This window comes from Paenibacillus sp. G2S3 (genome assembly GCF_030123105.1).
GTDB lineage: Bacteria > Bacillota > Bacilli > Paenibacillales > Paenibacillaceae > Paenibacillus_AQ.
Map to the genome: position 1 here is coordinate 6,530,620 of NZ_CP126095.1, position 23,398 is coordinate 6,554,017.

The 23,398-nt window shown below is 42.4% G+C and carries 21 protein-coding genes; 5 read left to right on the forward strand and 16 right to left on the reverse strand.

The window, feature by feature from the left end; translation table 11 throughout:
- Positions 1–3 precede the first annotated feature (3 nt).
- Positions 4–546: a hypothetical protein gene (locus QNH28_RS28865; RefSeq protein WP_283909548.1), complete on the reverse strand. Its 543-nt coding sequence runs from the start codon at positions 544–546 to the stop codon at positions 4–6.
- Between the two features lie 95 nt (positions 547–641).
- Between QNH28_RS28865 and QNH28_RS28870 the strand changes: the two genes are divergently transcribed.
- Complete coding sequence (locus QNH28_RS28870; protein ID WP_283912290.1) at positions 642–1,556, forward strand: phosphatidate cytidylyltransferase; 915 nt, start codon at positions 642–644, stop codon at positions 1,554–1,556.
- A gap of 117 nt (positions 1,557–1,673) precedes the next feature.
- Here the strand turns inward: QNH28_RS28870 and QNH28_RS28875 are convergent, their stop codons facing one another.
- The 8 genes from QNH28_RS28875 to QNH28_RS28910 all read right to left on the reverse strand — a co-directional run bounded on the left by QNH28_RS28875 (position 1,674) and on the right by QNH28_RS28910 (position 9,899).
- Complete coding sequence (locus QNH28_RS28875; protein WP_283909549.1) at positions 1,674–2,420, reverse strand: hypothetical protein; 747 nt, start codon at positions 2,418–2,420, stop codon at positions 1,674–1,676.
- 20 nt (positions 2,421–2,440) lie between these two features.
- Positions 2,441–3,664, reverse strand: coding sequence for an amidohydrolase (locus QNH28_RS28880; RefSeq protein ID WP_283909550.1), 1,224 nt, complete (start codon positions 3,662–3,664; stop codon positions 2,441–2,443).
- Between the two features lie 110 nt (positions 3,665–3,774).
- The gene (locus tag QNH28_RS28885; RefSeq protein ID WP_283909551.1) at positions 3,775–5,412 is read right to left on the reverse strand and encodes a methyl-accepting chemotaxis protein; all 1,638 of its coding nucleotides are present in this window, start codon (positions 5,410–5,412) and stop codon (positions 3,775–3,777) included.
- Positions 5,413–5,457: 45 nt separating this feature from the next.
- The gene (locus tag QNH28_RS28890) at positions 5,458–6,222 is read right to left on the reverse strand and encodes a polysaccharide deacetylase family protein (protein WP_283909552.1); all 765 of its coding nucleotides are present in this window, start codon (positions 6,220–6,222) and stop codon (positions 5,458–5,460) included.
- Positions 6,222–6,824, reverse strand: coding sequence for a YkoP family protein (locus QNH28_RS28895; protein WP_283909553.1), 603 nt, complete (start codon positions 6,822–6,824; stop codon positions 6,222–6,224). Before QNH28_RS28895 ends, QNH28_RS28890 begins: the two co-directional genes overlap by 1 nt.
- Before the next feature lie 26 nt (positions 6,825–6,850).
- On the reverse strand, positions 6,851–7,447 hold the full coding sequence (locus tag QNH28_RS28900) for a sensor domain-containing protein (RefSeq protein ID WP_283909554.1): 597 nt from the start codon (positions 7,445–7,447) through the stop codon (positions 6,851–6,853).
- Between the two features lie 292 nt (positions 7,448–7,739).
- Complete coding sequence (locus QNH28_RS28905; RefSeq protein WP_283909555.1) at positions 7,740–9,527, reverse strand: helix-turn-helix transcriptional regulator; 1,788 nt, start codon at positions 9,525–9,527, stop codon at positions 7,740–7,742.
- A gap of 186 nt (positions 9,528–9,713) precedes the next feature.
- Complete coding sequence (locus QNH28_RS28910; RefSeq protein WP_283909556.1) at positions 9,714–9,899, reverse strand: hypothetical protein; 186 nt, start codon at positions 9,897–9,899, stop codon at positions 9,714–9,716.
- Positions 9,900–10,193: 294 nt separating this feature from the next.
- On the opposite strand from QNH28_RS28910, the gene QNH28_RS28915 reads away from it, so the two are divergent.
- On the forward strand, positions 10,194–10,847 hold the full coding sequence (locus QNH28_RS28915) for a LysE/ArgO family amino acid transporter (protein WP_283909557.1): 654 nt from the start codon (positions 10,194–10,196) through the stop codon (positions 10,845–10,847).
- Here the strand turns inward: QNH28_RS28915 and QNH28_RS28920 are convergent.
- The 6 genes from QNH28_RS28920 to QNH28_RS28945 form a co-directional block, all read right to left on the reverse strand.
- Entirely contained in the window at positions 10,825–12,537 is a 1,713-nt protein-coding gene (locus QNH28_RS28920) for a sensor histidine kinase (RefSeq protein ID WP_283909558.1), read from the reverse strand. The two genes, QNH28_RS28915 and QNH28_RS28920, sit on opposite strands and share 23 nt — an antisense overlap.
- Complete coding sequence (locus tag QNH28_RS28925; protein WP_283909559.1) at positions 12,534–13,334, reverse strand: response regulator transcription factor; 801 nt, start codon at positions 13,332–13,334, stop codon at positions 12,534–12,536. The genes QNH28_RS28920 and QNH28_RS28925 overlap by 4 nt, the downstream gene beginning before the upstream one ends.
- 158 nt (positions 13,335–13,492) lie before the next feature.
- Positions 13,493–15,613 carry an alpha-N-acetylglucosaminidase gene (locus tag QNH28_RS28930; protein ID WP_283909560.1) on the reverse strand — a complete coding sequence of 707 codons (2,121 nt, stop codon included), beginning with the start codon at positions 15,611–15,613 and terminating at the stop codon, positions 13,493–13,495.
- A 16-nt stretch (positions 15,614–15,629) separates the two neighbouring features.
- Positions 15,630–16,469 (reverse strand): carbohydrate ABC transporter permease, encoded by an 840-nt coding sequence (locus QNH28_RS28935; RefSeq protein WP_283909561.1) that lies wholly within the window; start codon positions 16,467–16,469, stop codon positions 15,630–15,632.
- Entirely contained in the window at positions 16,466–17,362 is an 897-nt protein-coding gene (locus QNH28_RS28940; protein ID WP_283909562.1) for a carbohydrate ABC transporter permease, read from the reverse strand. Before QNH28_RS28940 ends, QNH28_RS28935 begins: the two co-directional genes overlap by 4 nt.
- 66 nt (positions 17,363–17,428) lie before the next feature.
- Entirely contained in the window at positions 17,429–18,706 is a 1,278-nt protein-coding gene (locus QNH28_RS28945; RefSeq protein WP_283909563.1) for an ABC transporter substrate-binding protein, read from the reverse strand.
- A 279-nt stretch (positions 18,707–18,985) separates the two neighbouring features.
- Here QNH28_RS28945 and guaC point away from each other — a divergent pair, with 279 nt between their 5' ends.
- Positions 18,986–19,969 (forward strand): GMP reductase, encoded by a 984-nt coding sequence (guaC, locus tag QNH28_RS28950; protein ID WP_283909564.1) that lies wholly within the window; start codon positions 18,986–18,988, stop codon positions 19,967–19,969.
- Positions 19,970–20,197: 228 nt separating this feature from the next.
- Positions 20,198–21,088, forward strand: coding sequence for a diacylglycerol/lipid kinase family protein (locus QNH28_RS28955; RefSeq protein WP_283909565.1), 891 nt, complete (start codon positions 20,198–20,200; stop codon positions 21,086–21,088).
- 101 nt (positions 21,089–21,189) lie between these two features.
- Here QNH28_RS28955 and QNH28_RS28960 read toward each other — a convergent pair whose 3' ends face one another.
- On the reverse strand, positions 21,190–22,371 hold the full coding sequence (locus tag QNH28_RS28960; RefSeq protein WP_283909566.1) for a multidrug effflux MFS transporter: 1,182 nt from the start codon (positions 22,369–22,371) through the stop codon (positions 21,190–21,192).
- A gap of 579 nt (positions 22,372–22,950) precedes the next feature.
- On the opposite strand from QNH28_RS28960, the gene QNH28_RS28965 reads away from it, so the two are divergent.
- Complete coding sequence (locus tag QNH28_RS28965; protein ID WP_283909567.1) at positions 22,951–23,352, forward strand: RidA family protein; 402 nt, start codon at positions 22,951–22,953, stop codon at positions 23,350–23,352.
- Positions 23,353–23,398 lie beyond the last annotated feature (46 nt).

The window sequence follows — 23,398 nt, forward strand, 5'->3', positions numbered from 1 at the left end:
CCCTTAGCTTTCAGGTTCGTACTCCCTTAATTTTCCTTGATAAATCAGCTTCAGCCGATCGCTTTGCCGAAAATCATCCGGCGTAACGAGCGCAGGTAGCTTATTCCATAGCTTAATGCCTGATCGTTCCAGAATCTCAGCTACAAATTGCGAGCAGAAATAAGAGTTACTGAATTCTACAGGTTCTTTTAGAGCGATACCAATCACGCCTAGAATATTATAGAGATACTTTTGACGGCTTCGGATAAAAACTTGCAAGACTCGCTCCATCTTCTCGACTTCGCGGGCCGTTACTTGAAGTTCGTAAAGAACACAAGTCGTATTTGGATACTTACTGAACGTGCCTATCTTAATATCCTCCTTCACGAATCCACCATTCAGAGGATTACTCGGATGCTTCCTACCAAAGCTATATAACTCAGAAAGCTCCCGATTAAAGGAGATCGAGGCATGATTATACGGTGCTCTCGTGTAGCCTTGAATAAGCTTCGTAAAGAGCGTTCCGGTATTCGTAAGCAAGATAAAGACCGATGGATCATCTGCCATTTACAATTTTCCCCTTATCAAGATTGAACGTTTCCTTCATAATAACATATGAACCCATTAATGGAATCTACTCTACGACAAGTTGGTGATTAGCTATCGACCGCTCTCTATTAACGGTAATCCTGATTTTTGCGGCCTTATCGGCCATTCACTTGATGTATGTAGTTATAGGCAAATTACAGCCCAGTAAAGACTATACAGGTATCGGCTTCCGCATCAAAACCTGGTGGGGAATGCTTTTTATCTTTTGTTTAGCTACTCTCTTTAATCCGGTCGTCTCACTACTGGCACTAATGGTGCTGACCTTCTTCGCACTCAAAGAATATTTCTCCATGATAAAGTCACGAAAATCAGACCGCAGACTATTTCTGTGGGCGTACTTATCCATTCCTCTACAGTTCTACTGGATTTATATCGAGTGGTATGGGATGTTTATTGTTTTTATTCCAGTCTATGTATTCCTGCTCCTACCGCTTCCTAGGTTGATCAATAAAGGAACCGTCGGATTTCTACGCAGCGTTAGTTCAACGCAATGGGGACTTATGCTAATGGTTTTTGGACTTAGTCACTTGGCATACTTTCAATTTGCTACACCGGAGTATGGAGCGGGGCTTGTATTATTCCTAGTAGTGCTGACACAGCTGAATGATGTAATCCACTATCTCGCATCCCTCTATCTAGGTAAGCGCAAAGTGGTCCCAACCGCCAACCCATATTTGACCTGGGAAGGTTTTGCCTGTGCATTTGTTGTAACAACCGGAGTCTCCTATTTGATCTATCCCTACCTGACGCCGCTCAACCCGATCTTCGGTTTCCTGTCAGGCATGTTGATCAGTTTGAGCGGCTTCTTGGGTAGCTTAACGGTTTCTGTGCTGAAGCGAGATTTGCTCATCGGTGATGGCGATAAATTCGTAGCTTTAAAAGAAAGCTATTTAAGCCGTGTCGATAGCTTGACCTACACCTCGCCGGTCTTTTTCCATGTCATCCGTTATTTCTTCGATTTCATGTAGATTAGTTTTCTACGACGATTTTGGTCGCTTGACCGATCGGTTCTCCACTGCCTTGTTCCTTAGAATTAATCGAATCTTAACGTGAGGTTCAGGAACAATGTTGCAATTGAAAGCCGTTTAGGCGTTCCATAAATGATACTGTAGCGTCTTTATCATGTCCTCTTGATGGATGGCAAACTGCTTAAATCTATGTCCGTTAGCTCCAGAAGGATGAGGAAATCCCCATAAACAGCGCCGCTGATCGAGTTTTCCCTCGGACACCAAAAGCTGGAGCATTCCCTCCACCGTTTTGCCTAGAGGAATAATTAAAGCTTGGCTCAGGATGCCCAACTCTTGCCCTAAGGACAATAGAGCACATTGTCTAAGGAACGGATCTGAAAGCAGCTTAGGATGTACTCCACTATAATTTTTCTGCTCTACGAACACGGGAAACCGTAATAAAGAGGTGGTATGCAGGTTCGTTTGCTGCTCCTGAAACAATTCGTCACAAGAGGTAAGGTTCAAATACTGATGAAGCCCAAGCGTATCTAGCATGTGAATTAACGTACTCCTCATGGAGCCTGCGAACCTCGCCGCTTCTTTTGCTTTTCTGCATACCTCTTCATCTGAAAGTCCGGACTCCAACCCTATGACCGCTTCTTGTATGGCTATTCTCATCTGTGTAAAGCCGGGTGTCAGCCCGATAATAATCACCTTTGCAGTGGGATTCAGGTACTCATTGTGCGGTGCATAGTACATTTCAAGCTTACCGCTACGCTTCATTAGAAGCTTATCTACCTGCAGATCCTCTTTCGTTAGCGCGGTAGCCTTCGGAAGTGAGAGCATCGCTGCTTTATACTGTTGTAGATGGTTAGAGATGAGCATGTCATCTACCTCTCATGTCCCTATAATGATCCACTCACGAGACGCCCTTCGTACCATACGGCTTGTCGCTCGGCTCTTCGTGCTACAGCTTCAGCCGAACAGCTCGCATGCAGCAGCACAAAGCTTGCAGTGTCTCCTACCTTTGGCCACACCTGTTCACCTTTTAGGTTAAGCGGTGTTATCCCTCCCGTTATGAATCCTAAAGATTGCGATAATGACCGTTCATCACTACACCCATATAACTCTGCGTACCGTCCCGCCTTCTCCAATTGATCTCCATTTCCAAAAGGAGACCAGTGATCCGTAAGGCTGTCTGTTGCCAGTTTCACTTGTACACCTTGGCTGTGCAGCATCGGTAGTGGCATCATCATTCTGCCAATAGGTACTGTGGATGCAATCCCCATCCCAAGTGATGCCATCCGTGTAGCCATTTCTTCTGCTTCCTGCTGCGATGCACCTGCGAACCAGAATGCGTGGCTAACGGTCACTTTGCCCTGCAAACCAGCTTCTTCTGTGAGATCAGCCAAACGCGACAACGTCTGCTTTCCTGCTTCTTTTCCATCATGTAAGTGAAGATCAATACCGGCATTGTTCATAACGGCTAGCTCGACCATGGTCTGAAGTGACTTCTCGATATCACCATCCACGGAGTAGGGATCGACACCTCCTACATAGGTTGCCCCTTCTGCCAAGGATTGCTTTACTAATTCGACAGAATTAGAGCGAAGCAGACCATGCTGCGGAAAGGCTACAATTTCTGATGAAATTTTGCCGGAGAAGGTCTCCAAGGCTTGCAGCGTTGCTTCTAAACGCTTCAGACCGCTGACAGGCTCGATATTACAATGACTACGCACATGTGTGGCACCGAAACGCTGTATAAGCGTCAAAATGCTCTCCGCTTGTTGTCTCGCCATGGGCAGCAGCTTAGGCAATAATACCTTCTCTTCCTCAATCCGTTCAAAGACACTAGACGCAGGCTTTACTGCCTTCCATGGTCCAGCAAAATATGTTTTATCTAGATGGATATGCGCCTCCTCAAAAGAAGGAAGCAGCAATAACCCTTTGCAGTCATATTTAGGTAGATGACTCTGAAGCTCCATGTCCGCTCCAACGACTTCTGAAATCTTATCCCCGTCAATTCGGATATGACAAGCCTTCGTATCCGTTCCCACCACTTGTCCATCTTCTATGACATAACCCTGTTCTAATCTAATATTGGTTAACCAGTAAGAAGCATTCAACATGCTACCCCATCCTTTTCTCGACGATTTAATATAGGTGCGAACCACTTTATTCTAAATGGTACCATAGCCCTTGCCATATAAAAAATGTCTGAAAGGATTTTAGCATAAGACTATATCGTAAACATCTCAACTTCTCGCTTTAACCATACGGACAACTCACTGAGCTCGCTAAGTTTGGTTGTCATCTCATCGATAGTCGCAAGCTGCTCTTCCGTGGAAGCCGCTACTTCCTGTGAGGACGATGCCGACTGATCAATGAGCTGTGAAGATTGCACTAAAGCCTTCAATGATTGATGTGACATTGTAGACAACTCACCAAATATGCCTTGAATTCGCAGCGTACTTTGAGTCGTTAGCTCAACCTTCTGAACGATTTCCTCTAGAGATTGTTGCCCCTGTAGCACTAATTCATTCTGTAGATTAACCACTTGCTGACTCGATTCCATAGTTTTTACAGCTACATTTGTATCCGATTGAATCGCGCCAACAAGCTTAGTAATCTGCTCAGCCGCTCTTTCGGAACCTTCAGCAAGCTTACGAATCTCTCCTGCAACTACAGCAAAACCGTTCCCTTGTTCTCCAGCGCGGGCCGCTTCAATGGCTGCATTTAGCGCGAGTAGATTCGTCTGACTAGCCAATTCGGAAATCACGGTAATGATCTCACCGATTTGGCTGGATCGGCTGTTCAGCTGTGCAATGGTTTCTGTTGAGCGCTCAATGGAACTAACCATAGTTTCCAAGTGATCTACAGATGCCTGGTTTGCACGCTGGCCAGTTTGCACCGCTTTTATTAAATGATTGGAATCGCGAACTGTCTTTACCGTTTCCTGCATAATTTCCTCAGAGATTTCCCCTGTCCGTTCCATCATCGTGAGTACTTGCCGCACATGTTCTGCTTGCTCCGTCGACCTCACAGCCATATCCGTAATAATCGTTGTGATTTGCTTGGATGTCTCATTTGTCTGCTCTGCTGAAACTTGAAGTATCCCTGCATTTTCATTCAGATGATTGGCCTGTGAAGTGACATTCCCGACGATGGCCCGAATGTTATCCAGAAACTGATTCATGGAATACGCCAACATCCCAATCTCATCATTACGCTTCATGTCCAGCTTCTTAGTCAGATCGCCTCCATGTTCAACAAGCTCAATTACATGCTCATTGATTCTGCGAAGCGGTCGTACTATAAGGCGGGTTAAGATAATGAAGAGCAAGACAATAAAAATAATCAGAGCGATAACAAAACCGAATATAATTAAATATTGGTTGTCCATCATAGGCTCCAAAATCTGTTCTACAGGCATCACCAGCACTAAGTTATAATCTGTATCGCCGATTCTTGTAAAGGCATAGACATTCTTCGAGTCCTCCGTACCACTAGTTCCCGTAGATTGTGCTATGACCTGACCGACCTTTTGCAGCTGTATGTCCGGTTCATCAGATATAGCTTTACCTATAACGTGTTTAGGGTTCTGACTTGCTACGTATCGTCCAGCTTTATCTATGACAAAATAATAACCTGCGCCCTCCTCCTTCATTCCAGCCAAGTTCTTCTCAAAATCATTCGATAATCGACTATTTAGTTTAGTAGAAGTTAGCTCTACCTTATAGTTAAGCTTTTGTTCAACTTCATGACTGAGAATTTCATTAAACTTAGAAAATGTGTACATACATAGACCTGCAAAAATCAACACCATGTATACTACAGTAACGGTCATAACGATGGTTCGAACGGTTTTCTTTTTCAATTGTCAGAATTCCCTTCCAATCTAGTGACATCATGTCATCCATAGCTACAGATTAATCTGACCGTGATGTTTAACTCTGGACCTAGCTTCTCCAATACGACCAGCTTCCTTGCTCAGTAGCTCATCCACTCGCTGGCTCTTCAGCCCCCTTCTAGCAATCTCCTTTAAGACTTCTTCCAGACCCGTGATCATGTTCAGCGGCGCCTCTCGGTCTGCCCCCGGTGTATCACCATTGTCGTGCAGAACGATGATAGAACCAGGTTTTATCTTTTTCAATAAATCATGCTTTATTTGCGCTGCGCTAACCGACGCTTTCCAATCTCCCACCATTACAGACCACAACACTACCCGATAAGAGCGTCTTAGTAAGACTAGATCTCCCAAATTAAGAAGCCCCCAAGGTGGGCGATACAAAATAGGCCTTTCTCCTGTAATCCGCTCAACAATATCAGCTGTTCGATCTACTTGCTTCCGTCTATTCGTCCATGGGAAGTAAATCCAGTTAGGCGTATGTGTATAATTATGAATGCCGATCTGATGTCCTTCACGGTGCATTCGCTGGATTAAATCCGGGTATTGCTCAGCCTTTTTGCCTAATACAAAGAAGGTCGCTTTAACGTCATGTTCATGTAATAAGTCCAGTAATTCAGGGGTATAGCATGGATCGGGTCCGTCATCGAAAGTAAAAGAAATTCCCTTCGCAGCATCTCCTCTGGAGACAACACCCCATCCCCATATTCGAGTAATCACAAAAGGAACGATCATATAAAGAATAATCACATCTATAGCTAAAATAGTGAGCGTCCACATCAGGAAACCGCCTCTTTCCTTCGAGGAGCAAACCTCGCTTTCAAAGACTGCTTACTAAGCACGAGCATCTTAGGAGATAACTTTTCAGTACTGTCCTCTAGGCGTTGTCTCCCCTCTGGATGCAGCATGCGAAGTAAGAACCGAAGATAGATTCCGAACCATCGCCGCTGCCATTTGGACTTGATAGGATGCTGTTCAAACCCAATCCCATGAATGATTCCCCGGTGAAGCAGTGTAATCCCGGTTAGTGCCTGTACTTTACTTAGCTCTGGATTGCAGTCCAGTTCACGACTGATCTCCTTCATAGCCTCACGTAGCATGCGTGCAGTACGGATTCCGGCCCGATCCGCGCCAAGTGTACGCGTTAGCTGCACTACCTGACGATTATCCAGATGAAGCTCCCCCACCCAATCTCCCGGAAGGATCCGGTGCCCATCTTGGCAGACTATACTTTCCCCGTGATACTTCAACACGACCAATTTACATATCCCGTATTTCCACACGGACTGACTGCGGAACTTGGTGACAACAGCAAATAGGTTCTCCCACATCATCCAAAGGGATTGCGAAAATAATTTTATAAATGAGACTGAAGCTACCATTATTCTTCCTTCTTTCCTGTTAAAGTTTATCTTCTAGCAAAATCCTTCACTAAACGCCGCGTATACCTGCCGATCATTTTTACCAGACCGTTGCCGAGATAAGTACCTATCCAAAGAAATACCGCACCTAACAGCATGAAAATAAGTGAGCTGCTTAGCGTTTTATTTTCAATCCCGAATAATGAGATAGAAGTGAAATCAAATAAGTACAAGACAGGTGCCAATAAGAGAATAATCGGGGCGAAGTAAAAAAGAGCTGCACAAACGAGACTGACCAGACCCATTCCAATTTGCAATGTCAGCCCAATAATCGCTCTCCAGTTATGTCCATTGAGTAGCTCCGTCTTAACCTTTTCCCACAGGCTACCTTCTTCTTGAGATCGGATTGGAATCGTGCGTACAGAAATATCCGTATAGACTTTCGTTCGAATCCGCTCATGCTGTAAAAAAGTCTCGGTAGAACGTAAAACATAATAAAGGATTGGAATCCCTACTATGGTGAAGGACATCGCAACTCCAAAGGTGATACCCACCAAATAAAAGCAAAAGTAAAACAGACCTGTGGCAAACGTAATTAATAAGAAACAGAAATTCCTCACATGTTTCCGGATCATTTGATTCATGTTCTTCTCTCCCTCTCTGCAATAAAAATTTGTTCATCTACGCAGCTCCTATGCTAATGCTCCTGATGTAAAATCGACCAGTGCCATAATGTCATATGACAGTTATTTCATACAAGCATAAACGCCTTCGGCGTCCTTATAAGGACGGTAAGCGTTTAAGCGAGAAATATAAGACATAAATTATGGTGTGAAACTTATACTTTTTTATATTTAAAAAAAGCACCTTTTGCCTACTCCCACAGGGGAAAATAGACAACAAGGTGCTCGTCAATTTCAGATGATTCAGTTATGGTTATTCCATAGTACCAAAAGCTTTATCTACAGCCTCTTCACGGTTCCGTACACCCAGCTTAGCATAGATGGTAGAAGCGTAATTTCTCACCGTCCCATCGGACAAATACAATTTGGCAGCAATGGACTTATAACGCAGACCCTTAGACAGGCATTCTAGAATCTCCAGCTCACGTGGAGTCAGCCCATATTCATTACTCTGCTCAGTCGGCGCTTCAGAAGCTGGATGCATCTCATAGTTATCTATTAATACATTCGTAATATCTGGTGTAATCATCTTCACACCCCGATGTACGAGACGTATACCTTCGAATAACTCCTGCGGCTCGGTAGATTTTAACAAGTAGCCATCTGCCCCGTTTTGTAGCGCTTCGACTGCCATATCTGTTTCTTGAAAAGTAGTCAGGATCAACACTCGTACCCCTGGCCACTTTTGCTTGATATGCTTAGTTGCTTCCGCACCATCCATGCCTGGCATATTTAAGTCCATCAGCACCACGTGAGGTTGATCCAGTTCGCAGAAGCTTACTGCCTGCTCACCATTCTCTGCTAACCCTATGATCTCAAAATCCGGCTCCTGCTCTAGTATAATTCGTAGACTATCCCGGATATAGGGCTGATCATCTACCAGCAATAAACGAACCATTTCCTCTCGTATCTCTTCAAGCCTTGGCAAACTACAGGTCACTAAGGTTCCTTCCCCTGGCTTAGAGTAAAAATATACTTGTCCTTGCAAGTTAGAGGCTCGTTCCTTCATCGCGTTCAGACCAAATCCTGCTGTTAAATCCTCTGCGCCTAATCCATTATCCTGTACATCCAGGCGGATCAACTTCTCTTCGTAATGTAGACTAATGACAATCTCACTGGCTTGACCATGACGTACAGCGTTGGTTATTGACTCTTGCACACATCTGTATAATGTCATTTGGGCCTGCTTGGATACTGTATAGGCCTCTCCGAACGTTCTTAGGCGAATCTTAACCTTCGAGAAGGTCTGGAAATCATCCACTAATTTCTGCAGGGACTGCATAAGCGTCAACGAATCCTGTGAAGAGCCCACATGATGCAAATATCGACGAACATCATCTAGGCCATTGCGAGTTAGTTTTAACAAGGCATCTATCTTTTGCGCCCCATCCGAAGTGTTCACCTCCGTACGTAAAGTCTCTAACCCCATAAGAATGGATGTATAGGAATGCCCCACCGTATCATGCAGATCCTTGGATAACCGATCTCGTTCTTCCAGAAGTGTCATACGCTCGACTTGTGAGATATACTGCTCCAAGACTGCATTCTGATCCTTAATGATTCCGCTCTGCTTGTGATTGACCATTAGTAAATGAAAGGCGAAGCCAAGCGTATACACCAAGCCAATGTTCAAGATCATCGATACCGCATCCACTTGCTGTGACAACCTAGACAACAGAATTGGAATCAAAATAACCGTAATCGGTGCTGACCAACGATAAGACCTTTGTGCACTATTGCTGGCAATCATAAAAGCAGTAGGTAAAAAAGTTACATAGGATTCAGGAAATAGAGCCGCCAAATATAAGCATAGACCACCAGAAAGAAGGATCTCCGCAATCAGATAATATTTATAATGCAGCTGCAAACAGAACCAAGGCACTGAAAAAGCGACCAGGCCCCAAACAAACGCGATCCAAAAAGGAATCGTAAAATCGTCCGAAAGATAACACATGGTGATCAATAAAGAAGTAGAAAAACAAATCCGAAACAGGAGGACGAGCCAATCGTACCAGAACCACTGTTTGACCAGATTAAACAAGACATTGCCCCCTATATACTGTGCTGACTAGACCTTTATTATAGTGTAACTCCTTAAGGCCTTACTAGTTACAAAAGGTCATGAGTTGGGATGACATTTCCGCTAAGGGTGTAATTACAGAATAGAAAAAAGATGCCATCCCTTTAGGGGCAGCATCCCTTGATCAATCCTAATGGACTTCTGGAATTAAAACTTAATTCGTGAAAATCCATTATTCGTCATTACATACCCCACGCCGTTACCCACGTAGTTAAAATTAATATCATCGTTCAGCTTGAAAGTATAATCTACTGCGAGTGTTTTAGGATTTATAACATATATAGCGGAACCCGGGAAGCCAAGATTAATATTACCATCCTGTAATCGGTTCAACGAAACAAAAAATTCTGTCTCATCTTGAAGGGCTACCAACTTGAAGTGGGTTGATCTACAGGATTATCAGAATACCTCTATCGAAGAAATCATGCTTTTATGGTGCAGCTTAAATAAACGAATCGTAAACGTCATTTCCAAAATTCCCAGTGACAAACTGGCCTATCTTTGCAATATAGGAAATAATCAACTCGTGACTCTAGAATGGTTGATTCAAGACTATCTAGAACATATGGAGCACCATATTCAAAAGCAAATTTTATAACGGATTACTCATCACCGGAGGACACAACTATGTTAGCCGCACTACTTCACGGAATCGCCTTAGCCTTTGGATTAATTCTTCCGCTTGGCGCACAAAATGTCTTTGTATTTAACCAAGGGGCCTCACAGCCACAGTTTAAAAAAGCCATCCCAGTTATTATTACGGCTGCTTTATGTGACACCCTTCTTATTTTATTAGCCGTCTTAGGCGTTTCTGTTCTTGTGTTTGCCATCCCTGTTCTGCAGACCGCTTTATTTGCAGTAGGACTTGTATTTCTTTTGTATATGGGATGGTCCATCTGGAGAAGCACACCTACCTCTTCATCCCAAGACGCAGCACCTCTATCTTCAAAAAAACAAATTTTGTTTGCGATGTCCGTTTCTTTATTAAATCCACACGCGATCATGGATACCATTGGGGTTATCGGCACCAGCTCCCTTAGTTACACTAGCATAGACAAAGTTACATTCGCTGCTTCGACTATCCTCGTTTCTTGGATTTGGTTCTTGGGGCTTGCTGTAGCAGGAAAAACTGTAGGACAAATAGATTCGAGCGGCAAAATCATGCTGATCATTAACAAGATCTCTGCAATTATCATTTGGATCGTTGCGGCGTATATTGCTTACAAGCTTTCAGATGTAATAGAGGAAAGGTCATCCCTTATAGGGATGACCTTTTATTAATATCTATACATATTCTTGTTCCTACATTCAGTTCACTTTCGATAGAAACGCCATAGGCTTCTCCATAGTACAGCTTAATTCGTTCATGGACATTCTTCAGACCGTAGCCTGTTCCATTAGAATATAACAACTGCTCGATTTGCTCCTGATCCATCCCTTTCCCATTATCACTTACCACAAACCGAATATCGTCATTATAGGTATACGCTTCAATGGTAAGCATGCCTTTGCCATCTTCTTTTTCATCGATACCATGTTTAATCGCATTCTCCACAATCGGCTGCAAAATAAAGTTAATCGTCTGATAGGGATACAACGATTCCTCAATATGGTAAGTGACATCGAAGAGCTGATCATCATGCATCGCCAACTGAATGTCGATATAGGCTTGAATATTAAGGATTTCATCTCGGATACTCGTCAATTGCTTTCCATTGTTCAGACTGGTCCTATAAAATTTCGATAGCGCGTTGACCACCAGACTGATGTCCTCCGCCTCCACTTGAACCGCCCTCCAATTAATAATGGAAAGCGTATTGTATAAAAAATGAGGACTAATCTGTGCTTGGAGTGCCTTCAATTCCGCTTCCTTTTCCATAATGCCCGATTGATAGACCTGCCCAATCAATTCCTTTATTCTCCGAACCATGCTAGCAAAGCTGTTGGTAAGCTCACCAATTTCATCTTTAGAATTAGAATGGATCAGGATATCGAAGTCGCCTTCTTCCACGACTCTTATTTTCTTTTTCAGCTTATAGATGGGTTGCACTAGTGTTTTTGTGAAAATCCATATAATCAGCAAAAGGATTAAAATACACACCACAATGATGGACACCATCGCTGTTAGAATACTACTGGTATCCACAATCATACTTTTTACAGGTGTATAATAATAAAGCGTCCATCCGGGCCGTTCGATATCACTTTTGACCAAGGAATATTCCTTATGTCCTATATTGATTTGTCCTGAACCTGCACCTAGAATATGATCTGCGATATTCTCTTCTTCAACCCCGCTACTCGCACTGGAATAGACCACTTGTTGATTGCGATCCGTAATAATAATGCCATAGTCACTCTTTGTGTTCAGCTCATCCATTTTCTCAAATATTCGATCCTTATCCAGCCTCACGTACAGTACACCAGCAAAGGTAGTATTATTACTTTTCATAATATTATGGGTTACAAATAAGACGCCCTCATCATAGTTCCACTCTGTCTGATTACTCATCTTCGCGGATTGATACCAATCTAGATTTTGAACCTGCTCACTGGAGTAGATAAAGTTTCCGATCTGCTTGCCTGTATATTCTGAATAGAAGTTAACTTCCTTTAACTCCATATTGATATTCGTATAGTACCAAAGTGTCGGCTCAATATTTTCATTGAGTTCCTTGGTATAACTTATTATATCGCCTAATTCATAGCCCATAATCTTTTTGATAATCGGGTTGAATACCATGAAATCAATAAAATTGCTCTGTTTCTCAAAAGTCTGTTCCAAGTTAAGCGAAATTTGTTCTACCGTATTCTTCATACCGAGCATCAACTGCTGCTTCAAATAAGATTCAGCCATCCGGTAAGAATAGACTCCCAATACTAAGATGGGGATAATGATCACGACAAGATAGGAGGCCAGCAATTTATGCTTGAGCTTTCTATCCCGAAAAAACGTCAGTATCGTTCTCACAACGAACGCACCTTTTCCCGATATTGCGTCGGCGTAAGTCCGAAATGCTGTTTAAAGGAAACACCGAAATATGAAAAATCCGAATAACCGACCATTTTATATACGTCATTAATTTTATAGTTACTTTGATCCAAAAATTCTTTCGCTTTTTCCATGCGGTACTGATTGATATATTTCACCACACTTGTGCCAGTTCTTTTCTTAAAAATATGACTAAGATAGCTGCCCGACAGATGGACACTCGCCGCTAAATATTCCAAGCTTAGATCCTGGTTATATTTGCTCTCGATGATACGGATCAATTCATCCACAGCTCGCTTACCATATTCACTGTCTGCCGAACGACTTCCATCCGTTTCTGACTTGGAGGGCGTACCCGCCCCTGTATACGGTTTCAAAATTACGTTACGTTTCTGGGATTCCTCTTGCTCACATTGTTCTACGACGTCAGACAGAACGCTGCGTAATGCTTCTGCTTCAACAGGCTTTAACAAATAATGAAGTACCTTCAAGGGAATAGCCGCTCTGGCATATTCGAACTCGCTATGACCGCTGAGAAGTATGATTTTCATAGTGGGGTAAATCTCCCGAGCTGCCTTCACTAACTGCAACCCATCCATAAAGGGCATTTTTATGTCGGTTAATAAAAGATCGAATTCTTCTTGTTCAATAATCTGTAGCGCTTCTTTGCCGTTTCTGGCCTCGCTGATTTCTAAAGGAAGTTTATATTTAGAGATCAAGTATTTCATGCCATCTCTCTCGTACTTATTGTCATCTGCTATTAGCATTCTGTACATGATAGGACTCCCCTCCATGGCCTAATTTTATCAACTTCATTGTTGAATTCAATGGTTTTCTGAAGCCAAATCTCTACAGTCTAAAGGAATGCGGGAAAAACAGTCTCCATCGCCACTTTTTATGGCTAGAAAACTGTTTCCCTTGAAGCTCATTCATTTTAATCTGCTATACCAAACTCTGAAATTGTATTTATAATGCTGCCCACCGCTTCATACAGGGATCCTTGTGGCTCTGTCGCAAATGGCTCATGACCTTTCGTCCATTTATACTCCCACGCATACCAATCAATAGGTTCTGGTGTGGTATGACTAGACATGGCCTTACTAAGCGAAGAAATAAACATTTTCCAACGCGGCAAGTAGAAGCTCTCGATTAAACCAGACCATTCTCTATGAGAATATTCGTGTAGGAGCTGTGAGGATTCCTCTGGCCCCCACAATGTGACCAGTGTTCTCGCATTAAATTCGAACAGTTCTTTCTCTTCTTCGGTTCTTCCCATGCGCCTAGCCTCTTCAAGCCACGGTCCGAGCAAAAATTGTTTATAGGTACGCAGCAGCCGCTCCTGCATACGAATCAGCTGTAGAAATTGCTCTGATTGTCTTTGGAATGTGACCTGATCCCCTGCCTGATAAGCATCCATGAAGCGTTTATAATATACTCGGGACAAATCGGCCAAGGTTTGGCGTGTCACATCCGTAAGGTCATATCGATAGGTCTCAGACTCGCTGTATTCCTCATAACACTCAAACAAAGATTTGCAGGCTTGACGCACATCTTCAAGCTCATAATATACATTTGTAGGGCCCCAGTTAGACACTTTGGTAAGGTCCAAGGATGGACGTGCGCATATGAAGGACTCCATCCCACCCTGCTGTATCATATTACAGTTATATACACTCTTTCGTAGGAGGTTCCAAGCGTATTGTGCTGCTGGAACAACTTTACCGTACCGACGTTCGATGTAACTCTCTAGCCATTCCCCAACATCAGTCGCTTCTGAGCGCCAAACAGTATCCACCAATAGATCGTACATTACGGGATTGGTCTCAATTCCCTCCATGGCCATTCCGATCCCACTCATACGACCCGCTTCGGGATTATGCAAAGTGGTGATGGGGTCATGTGCAATTCTGTCTAAGTTGCCGAACATCCCGTTTTTACCACCATAATTTTGAATCATACACCATACCCAAGGAATCCCCTGAAAAGCTTCACTCGTCTCCCAAGTCGGATGTGACTCACACCACAAATCAAGCACCAGCGCCTGCTCCGGGATCACATTCTGTAATATTTTTTTTTTCGGATTGCCCTCCCACGCTTGAAACACCCACACGGCCTGTGGATCATGACGCAACATCTCAGACTGAACGCCAATAGCATACGCTGCTAAATCGATTCCCTCCGTATTTCCACCTTCATGGAAGGGATCCACGCTATAGAAATGAATATCTGTGCCAAATAGCTTTTGCTGTTCCTCGTAAAAAGCAGTAGCCACTGTAGCATACATCGGATCATCTGCCAGCAAGAGTGAAGGTCTATCAAAATTACACCATTTACCTTGATCGACCGGCTGTGAACTAGGGAATTTATCACCGAAATCCTGGGGAACCATACCACTATAGCCCGGCAGCACAGGCGAAATTCCTAAGCTTAACATCCTCTGATGAATGGCATTCGCTAATTTAGCTCGATCTTCAAACCACCATTCGGGTAGCGGGCCTCCCCAAGACGTCATATTCTGCATCCACTGCCACGCAAAGAAAGCCGGCCCACATACAAATTCAGAAACCTCTTGTTCCTCATAACCTATCCGAAGCAGCGTTCTTCTCCAAACTTCTTCTTGCCCAATGATGCTAAGTGCCAAGTTAATGCCGTTCATGGCCATCTGATCAATTTCTTGTTCCCAACGCTCCCAATCCCAGAAGGGCATGGAGTAAGAGAAGGTGCAATAGTTCAAATAATACCGATATTTATAAGGAGTCGCGAGCCGTACGGGTTCGAGTAGTCTAGGTAATTGTTCAGGCAACTCAAGTTGATTCCCACACCATGATAAATGTACCTTACAGGTATGCTTTAAATACCAGTGGAAGCCCGATGCTAAAGCAGTACCGGAGGAGCCTTTGATTACAACCATGTCACTGTCGCTTGCTAAGTCAAATACATCCTGATCATTATCTGGCGCAATAGATCCCAGGCGAATTTGAGAGGACTTTTCGGAACCGATGACTCTTTCAATCATAGCTAATACATCCACTTTATCTACATTTTGAAGCATCATAGAACGAATTCTCCTTTTATCCTTTTAGCGCTCCAGCGGCAACGCCCTTAATAATGTATTTTTGCATCGCGAGATAGAAAATCATTAGAGGCGCAACACCCATCAATAACATTGGAAACAGGCTGGTCCAGTCCACTGAGAATTGTCCTACATTACGGAAGACTTCCAATAGGATGACGTTATTCTCTCTTGATTGTAGGAATAGGAGTGGATTCATAAAGTCGTTCCATACGTTCAAGGTGCTTAAGATCACCACAGTCGCTATAACCGGCTTCAATAAGGGGAATGCGATAAGCCAAAATGTTTTGAAAACCGAACAACCGTCTATAAATGCCGCTTCTTCCAGTTCAATCGGAACCGAGCTAAGGAAAAAACTATGAAATAAGAATATGGCAATGATGCTACCCGTACCGATATTTACAACTGTAACGGCAGCTAAGTGATCCATTAAACCAAGCGCATTAATCAATTTATACAGATTCACAAGTCCCATTTGGAAAGGAACCATCATTCCAGCCAAGAAAAAATAGAACAAGAAGCGATTAAACGCATGATTTCTTCTCGCCAGAGCATACGCCGCCATGGATGAGAACAAGACTATGCCTAACACAGATAGCACCGTAACAATCAACGTATTCATAAATACACGCGGATATTGCATGGTGCTCCATGCCTCTGCATAATTTCCGAAATTAAAAGTAGTGGGTAACGACAAAGGGAACAACGTCGCCTGATCTGGTGTCTTAAACGTAGTTACAATCAAATAGTAGATTGGTATAAATGTAATTAAGGCAGCAATAATCATACATAATTCAAATAAGGGATTCCCCCATTTACGCAGCCATTTCGTATTCATCGTGTTTGTTCACCCCATTTTTTCAAGAAACTCATCATCACCATCGTAATGATCATCACGGCAATGAAGAATACAACCCCAAAGGCAGCCCCTTTTGCATAAAATCCTTCTGTAAATACCGTCTTGATATAAGCTGTCATAATCGTTTGTGTCGAATTTCCCGGTCCGCCTTCGGTTAGCGCAAAGATAATATCGAATACTTTTAACCCACCGATTATGGCAGTGACCGACACAACGTTAACGGAAGGCTGCATAAGTGGCAAAGTCACTCTCCAGAACTTACCCCAGCTATTTGCTCCGTCGATTTCTGCCGCCTCATATAAATCTTTAGGAATGGATTGCAGATTGGCAAGGAAGATAACCATCGCCCACCCGGTCCACTGCCACAACTGTGTTCCAACTACTGAATACAAGGCCAAGTCAGGATTGCCTAAAAAATTGATCTTCGCAAATCCCAGCGCAGTGACTGCCCGGTTAATCAGGCCGAAATCTGAAGTGGACATAATATAGCTCCATAAATAACCGATAATTAACGGGCTAAATACCGCAGGCAAGAAGAACATCGAACGTAAAATATTTTTGGTCTTTAGTTTCCGATCTAGAAATACAGCCAGAATTAAGCCGAGGCTAGTCTGGAATACAGTCATTAGAATGGCGTAGATAATGGAGTTCTTAATCGATATCGTTAGTAGATCACTATCAAAAATGCCCTTAAAATTATCAAATCCTACAAACTTTAAATTATCTAATTTCATATTGGAATAGTCGGTAAAACTATAGTAAAATGTCGAGAAAAAGGGATAGACACAAAATAGTAAGTAAAAGATCAGCACCGGCAGGATCAATATTTGATAATCAAGTTCCCTCTTTAGCAACCTCATTTTCGTATTCATACTATTCAACCTCTCTTGTAAAACACTTGCAGGCAGCGATCTGGCTGCCGCAAGTATTATTGCTCATTATTGTGCTTTACCTTGGATGAGTTCATTAGTCTTCTTATCAATGGCTTGTAGTGCTTCCGAAATTGTCATTTTTCCACTCAACACATATTGAAAATTCTTACCGTAATCTTCAATTACATTAGATGTGTCGCCCCAGTTGTTCCACGGTGCATATACATTCCCTGCTTTCAACGTTTCACTTACACTTGTGAATTGTTCAGGCATTTCGAATTCAACATCTTTTAAGTAACTGCTTCCACCCTTGTTGTCACTCCAGAAAGCTTGTTGCCCCTCAGGGGTTGAAATTAAGTCTAGTATTTGCATGATTTCTTCTTGGTGTTTTGACTTACTATTTGCAGCGAACCCTACACCTGGGCCACCAATCAACCAACCTGCACCTGGCTCAGATCCATAGAAAGGAAACATATCAAATTTCAAATTCGGATTTTTCGTTTGAATAGCTTCTACAGCCCACGGTCCAGACTGCCACATTGCAGCTTTTCCAGTTGCGAATTCATCAAGGGCTTGGTCGTAATCAACACCCAGCATATCCTCCGTTAAATATCCTCGTTTGATTAATTCCGTCCATTGCTCAAGGGCTGTATTCCAGTTCCCATCAAGCTTGGTCTTACCTTCACCGTACTGTACATCGAAATCTTTATTCTCAGCCTTAGACAAGAAGTTGTTCATAACCAGACCCATGGAAGATTTCATCATAGGCTCCCATGATTTAGCGCCCATCGCCTGAGGTTTGATTCCGTTTTGTTTCAATGTCTCATGGAGCGCTAGCTCTTCCTCAAAGGTTGTAGGAACCTTTAGATTCAACTTTTCAAAAATCTCTTTATTATAGAACATCCCTTCGAACCAGCTGATTCCTGGAATCGCATATAGTTTACCGTCTACAGAGTATACATTTTTACCACCATCGTTATAACGATCAGCTAGTTCAGAGATATCTTTGATGTAGCCGAGTTTTGCATATCTTGATGCCGTATAAGGATTAGTAGAAATAATGTCTGGACCTGCCCCAGCCGTTAGCTGTGTTTCAATAATATTCTGATATTGCTTGTTATCAATAAATTGATACTCAAGTTCAATATTCGGTAGCTTTTCTTTTACCAGATCAAGAAGGGTCTTAACACTATCCTCTTTGTTCCAGTACGCAATTCTGATTTTCACCTTGTCTTTCTTTTCCCCTTGATTGGCTGCTGGAGCATTATTCTCATTGCCACAACCTGCAAGTGTCATCGAGAGTAAAGTGGCGGCGGTGAGAAGTAAAACACTAAATTTTTTCACGGTGAGACCTCCCTGTTCTTTTTCTAATGTAAGAGCTTCCATAACTAAAGTTTAGAGCAGTTCATAAATTTACGTTATCTAAATTTCTTTGGTTCGTTATGAATAATCTGCTTTTTTATATGAATCATAAGCCGTACACCAAATCGCCGTATAATTAAGTCCAATTTACACCATAATGTACTAGAATTTTGACTTCTTGTTCGGAATGCTGTACATTACAAAGTGGACGAACAATCAACAAACAAAATACTATAATGTTCGCATTTAGAGGTGTATATAATGAAAAAAGTATTCGATTATGAAGATATTCAGTTAATTCCTGCAAAATGTATCGTAAATAGCCGTTCCGAGTGTGATACAACAGTCACCTTAGGTGGTCATACTTTTAAATTACCTGTGGTACCCGCAAACATGCAAACCATCATAGATGAGAAGATCGCCAGCTTCTTAGCCCAAAATGGCTACTTCTACATTATGCATCGTTTTGAACCAGAGAAGCGTACGTCTTTCATCAAGGACATGCACTCCCGCGGATTAATCGCTTCCATTAGTGTCGGAGTCAAAGAAGAAGAATACGATTTCGTTGAACAATTAGCTAACGAACAGTTGATTCCGGAATTCATTACGATCGATATTGCACATGGTCATTCCGAGGCTGTTATTCGAATGATCAAGCATATTAAACAGTACCTACCTACTAGTTTCGTTATTGCTGGAAACGTGGGAACCCCTGAAGGCGTTAGAGAATTAGAGAACGCTGGGGCCGACGCCACTAAAGTGGGAATTGGACCAGGGAAAGTATGTATCACAAAGATTAAGACAGGATTCGGAACAGGTGGCTGGCAATTAGCCGCACTACGCTTGTGTGCCAAGGCTGCAAGTAAGCCTATTATCGCTGACGGAGGCATTCGGACACACGGGGATATCGCCAAATCCATTAGATTTGGTGCTTCCATGGTCATGATCGGTTCCCTATTTGCCGGGCATGAAGAATCCCCTGGTGATACCATCGAGATCGATGGAAAGCTGTATAAAGAGTACTTTGGCTCCGCTTCTGAATACCAAAAAGGTGAGAAGAAGAATGTTGAGGGCAAAAAAATAGTTGTCGAACACAAAGGCGCTTTAGCAGAAACGTTGAGAGAGATGGAGCAAGATCTTCAGTCCTCGATTTCTTATGCTGGAGGCAATAAATTAGAAGCTATACGTAAAGTAGATTATGTTATCGTTAAGAATTCCATTTTTAATGGTGACAAGGTCTATTAACAAGCATAAACGCCTTCGGCGTCCTTATAAGGACGGCAAGCATTTAAGCGACAAATATAAGAAAGTATCGTGCGCAATTTATACTTTCTTATATTTAAAAAAAGAGGTGAGTAAGACGACTTAGGTCGTTCTTGCTCACCTTTTTTTTAGGTTGTTATGATTTCCGCTATACCACTTTGGGGTAATCATCTAATAGGCAATTAGATTGAACAAGAGAGGATAATCCCTATGCTACAAGCTATGATTATTATTAACCCCTCATCCGGTAAAGAAGAAGCTGGTGAATATGTTCGATATGCAGAAAGAGTTCTAGCTGATCAAGGCTACTTGGTTACGATCAAGGAGACGGCAAAAGAACTAGATGCAACCCGTTATTGCATCACTGCCTGTGAGGAGTGCTACGATCTAGTCGTCTCCATTGGCGGGGATGGCACGCTTCACGAGACCATTAATGGTCTTATGAATCAGAAACAACATCCAAAGTTAGGTGTAGTCCCCTTAGGAACGGTTAATGATTTTGCCCGCGCGTTACAGATCCCGCTGAATCCCGAAATAGCCATTCAAACCCTTGCTTCCTCTAACGTAAAGACAGTAGATATTGGTTGCTTGAATGACCGCTTATTCGGCAACGTTGTGGCTGTAGGCTCAATCGCCGGATCATTGTCCTCCGTATCAACCGAAGAGAAAACTAAGCTCGGCTCATTGGCATACCTGAAAGAAGGCCTAAAACAACTTACAAGCACTTCCCCCCACCCTCTTCTCATTCATTATGACGATAAGACATGGCAAGGCGAATCCCCGCTTTTTCTCGCCGTGTTAACCAACTCAGTCGGTGGATTCGAGAATTTGATACCTGATGCTGCGGTTGACGATGGTCTGCTTCACTGTTTTATTATTCAAGACCTCAGTATACTCAATACCATTACAGCTAGTATATCTCTACTACTTGGTAGCCTTAAGGATCATAAAGACGTTGTCTATTTCACGGCCCAAAATGTAAGTGTAAGCTCGCCTGAAGCCGTAAGAACCAATGTGGATGGTGAAGAAGGTCCGATTTTACCCATTACGCTAAGTGTTCTTCCTCGTCATATCCAAGTCATTGTGCCGGAAGTGGACTAACAAATAAAAGCAGTCCGGAACTCAAACCGTTCCAGACTGCCATTTATTTATGGATACCCCGTTCCATATCTCCTTCTAATCAAATAACTAAGAAGTAATTCCTATTCCGCTACAATAAACTTTTTACTTAATAACCACATTCCGCCGCTGATCCCTAAGAAATAGATGGGCATCGTCAGCAATGAACCATTATGAAGTGCGCTCATTCCCCACGTCGCTAAACTAACTAGCAAATAATATCCCAAGCTGAAGATCGCACCTGCTGTTCCTACAACGTCCTGAAATTGGACAAGAGCAAGACTTAGACAATTAGGTAAGGCGATACCGGCCCCCATTAACATGACAAACAGCGTTATTAGAATGCTTACCATCATTATCATAATGGGCAACGAGACAAGACTGCTTGCGATTGTTAATAGCAAGGCCCCGCTGGTCATTACTAGACAACCGATATGAATTATTTTTTCTGGGGCATAGACGCTCAATAATCTCTTGGACATCATTGCTCCCACTATCGATGCCAAAGCCACAACAATACCTAGAAAACCATATACTCCCGGTGAAATATTAAAGTGTTCAATAAATATAAAGGGTGCTTCCGCATAGTAGCTAAATAAAACTCCATTGATGCCCCCGATCAGTAACCCAAACACCAATACACGTGGCAATGAGAGCATTCTTTTAACGATAGGTAGAATAGCCACCTTTTTTCTCACGGAAACATCAGTCGTTTCTGGCAGCTTCCAAAAAGCATACACAAATAACAACACACTCATCATCACTAATGTAAAGAAAACCGCTCGAAAACCAAAACCTTGATCCACCCATCCGCCAATAAGCGGCCCTACTGCAGGAGTAAAAGCAATCACCGCCGAGATTTGGGCAAACATGGCATGCCGCTTATTCCCGGATACACTCTCCCGAAGAATGGTTTGCGTAATAATAGAGCCAGTTGCTGCTCCAAACGCTTGAATGAAACGGCTGACCAGAAGTAGAGTAATGGATTCCGAGTAAAAACACATTAAGCTTCCAATACCATATACAATGAGTCCACCCAGCATGGCAGGTCTCCGTCCGATGAAGTCAGAGAGCCATCCCCAACAGAAAACTCCTAAAGCAAATCCGATAAAATAGATACTTAATGTTAACTGAACAGAACTATTAGAGACCCCAAGTGCCACAGCAATATCCGGCAAAGATGGAGTATAGATCGTCTCACTAATTTGTGGAAAAGCCACAAGAACAATCATTAAAAGTAAAGATGGTGCTGCATATTTTTTCATCTTATTTTCGCCCTCCTACAAGCTTATATCCTCGAACAGCAACAAGAATATGAGCCTAGCTAGGGTACTGGGGGTATCATTATGGCGAGACGGTTATAGATCATCATGTTCGATATTACCTTTCATTTGTTATACTTTCTTCGTTACATAGGAGGGCTTACCCGAAAGATATCAGACAAAGATTTAAGTTCCAATTATTCAACCAAGATATCATTATATACGGCAATAGAAAAGCTCTCAAACGAATCGCTTCGCCTGAGAGCCTATTTAGGCTACGAGTTTTGTTCCGATAAAGTGTTTTTTGCTAGTCATATTGTGCCGGAGGAGGCAAAGTTGCCGTCTCACGTGGATTAATGTTATCATTTTGATGAAAGCTTACTTTAAATAAGAAGGAGGAATACCTGATGAAAAAGAGATCCCTAAAATATTTGTCTTTTGGTATTGGGTATTCTACTGCTGTTTTTTTCTAGAATTAATGATTGATAGGATAGGTCTGTCAAAAATTAAAACTAAAAAACAGTGGAGATATATAACCTAGCTATCGTTATGTATTTTCTATTTAAAGGAGACTTCATAAAAATGAACTTAAATAATCATGTGATTACAAGATATAATCCAGAAAATATTGCGAAACCCGTTGGTAACTATAGTCATGTAACAAAAATAAGCAGAAACGCTGAAATGTATGTATTTTCTGGTCAAATAGGAATCGATCAAAACAGTAATATCCCTACAGATTTTAATCAACAAGTAACAAATACGATGAGCAATATAGTTGAAGTCCTTTCTTCTCAAAAGCTAACTCCTGATCATGTAATCAAAATCAACATTTGGGCCACAGAAGAAATCGATTGGGATCATTTCTATGAAATTTGGAATAAAGTATTCGGGATGACGCCTCCTTCAATGACCATTGCTTATGTTAAAGGATTAGGTTTACCTGAATTAAAAATTGAATTAGATGTTTGGGCTGCAGGATAAACTAAATTAAGCCGGACTAATTTAAAATACTGTACGCAAAACGAGC